Genomic DNA, 859 nt, shown 5'->3' on the forward strand with positions numbered 1-859 from the left:
GACAGGGCGGCATGATCGAGGACATCGGCGAAGCCGAACTACGGCGACGCGGCCTGACCACGATGGCTCCTTCGACGGCGATCACCGCGCTGCACCGGGCGTTGACCGAGGACGACGTGCACGTGGCGGTCGCCGACGTCGACTGGGAACTCTTCGCGCCCGCCTTCACGGCCCTGCGGCCGAGCCCGCTCCTCGACGGTCTGCCCGAGGTGCGGCAGATCCTGGAGCGCGCCGAGGCCCCGGCAGAGGAATCGGCCTTCAAGCAGCACCTGGCAGTTCTTGCCGCACCGGAACGGGATGCGGAACTGCTCGAACTCGTCCGCCGTGAGGCCGCAGTCGTACTGGGACACCGCAGCGCGGAGGACGTGCCCTCCGACCGTGCCTTCCAGCAGCTCGGCTTCGACTCACTCACCGCCGTCGAGCTGCGCAACAGGCTGACGGCGGCGACCGGTCTCTCCCTGCCTTCGACACTGATCTTCGACTATCCGACCCCTGTGGTGCTCGCGGGCCACATCCGCACCGAGGTGTTCGGGGAGGTGGCAGAGACACGAGGTACGGCGTCGGTGACCAGGGAGCATGCCGAGGACCCGATCGTCATCCTAGGGATGAGCTGCCGGTTCCCCGGCGGCGTGGCGTCTCCCGAAGAGCTGTGGGCCCTGCTCGAATCCGGAGGCGACGGCATCTCTGGCTTCCCGGAGGACCGCAACTGGGACGTGGGTGCGCTCTATGACCCCGACCCCGAGAACGTGGGGACGTCCTACGTCGCGCAAGGCGGATTCCTGCACAACGCGGCGGAGTTCGACCCCGGATTCTTCGGGATCTCGCCGCGTGAGGCGCTGGCGATGGACCCTCAGCAGCG

General features: G+C 68.6%; 1 pseudogene. It reads left to right on the forward strand.

Annotation, left to right across the window (positions count from 1 at the left end):
• Positions 1 to 20: 20 nt before the first annotated feature.
• A pseudogene (locus IH13_RS39580) lies at positions 21 to 859 on the forward strand (beta-ketoacyl synthase N-terminal-like domain-containing protein); the annotation flags it as partial.

This window comes from Streptomyces sp. NRRL WC-3549 (assembly GCF_000721935.1).
Lineage (GTDB): Bacteria > Actinomycetota > Actinomycetes > Streptomycetales > Streptomycetaceae > Streptomyces.